General features: G+C 40.6%; 1 protein-coding gene. It reads left to right on the top strand.

Translation table 11 applies throughout. The features are described from left to right. On the top strand, positions 1-1,324 hold a 1,324-nt coding region (locus tag PPA04_RS09465; protein WP_186806986.1), incomplete at both ends, for a lectin-like domain-containing protein.

Genomic DNA, 1,324 nt, shown 5'->3' with positions numbered 1-1,324 from the left:
CGACCAGTGCAAGTAGTCAGAAAACTAGTAGTGTTAAAAGCCAAGCCCAATCATTAACAGCTACGACTACTGGCAAGGCAGTTCGTGCTACCTCGACTAGTGTTAAAAAGAACTCCGCCCAGACAAAAGTATCATATAGTACATTGTTACAACAGCTTCGTACAAGTAAAGCGCTGGCGTCTGATGAAGCGGCTTTGACCCATGTAGACAAGGACAATTTTCTAGATTACTTTAGTTTAAACGGATCTGCAGCATATGATCCCAAGACGGGGATTGTAACTATTACACCTGATCAAAATTTTAAAGTTGGTAATTTTTCATTAACCAGTAAGGTTGATATGAATAAGAGCTTTACATTAACTGGTCAGGTAAATCTGGGATCTAACCCGAATGGTGCGGATGGAATTGGGTTTGCTTTTCACAGTGGAAATACGACTGATTTGGGAATTGCTGGCGGTAATTTAGGTATTGGTGGATTGCAAGATGCTATCGGATTCAAGCTAGATACATTTTCCAATAATTACCAAATACCATTATCAAATAAAAACGGAAATAAAAACGGAAGTGAAATCTCACCAACAGATCCTGATAGTTTTGGTTGTGATCGTGACTCAGCGAACGCACCATATGGCACCTTTGTCACAACGAGTAACCAAGAAATTTCGGCTTCGGATGGTTCTAAGGTACAGCGCTGGTGGGCTCAGAACACAGGAGATCCGCAGGCATTAAGTAAAGCGGATATTGATGGTCACTTTCATGATTTTTTAGTTAACTATGATGGTGCTAAAAGAACGTTAACCGTTAGTTATACACAAGCTAGTGGCAAAGTGTTAACTTGGACGACGACTGTTGCTAGTTCTTATCAAACAATGGCCATGATTGTCAGCGCCTCAACTGGTGGATTTAACAATTTACAACAATTTAAGTTGACCAGCTTCGATTTTCATGAAGCGGCGACTGTGAATGTAAAATATGTTGATACTACTGGACATCAGCTAGCTCAAGGAACAGTTAATTATCCAGATGGAGCGTATGTCAATGGTCGGTACACCACTAAACAATTAGCGATTCCTAATTATAGATTTATTAAGATGGATGATAAAAGTTTAGATGCGAATGGAACCTTAACCCATGCGGGTGACAATGGTACTGTCATCTATGTATATGCGCTTGCACACGTGACAACGAAAAGTAAAACGGTCAATGAGACCGTCAGCTATGTTGATCAGAATGGACACGTAGTGGCCAATCCGCACACTGATTCTGTCAACTTCACACGAACGGTCGTTGTCGATAACGTTACTGGTGAAGTTATTACAAATGC

The organism is Pediococcus parvulus (assembly GCF_007990205.1).
GTDB lineage: Bacteria > Bacillota > Bacilli > Lactobacillales > Lactobacillaceae > Pediococcus > Pediococcus parvulus.
This window is presented reverse-complemented; position numbering and strand designations above follow the sequence as displayed.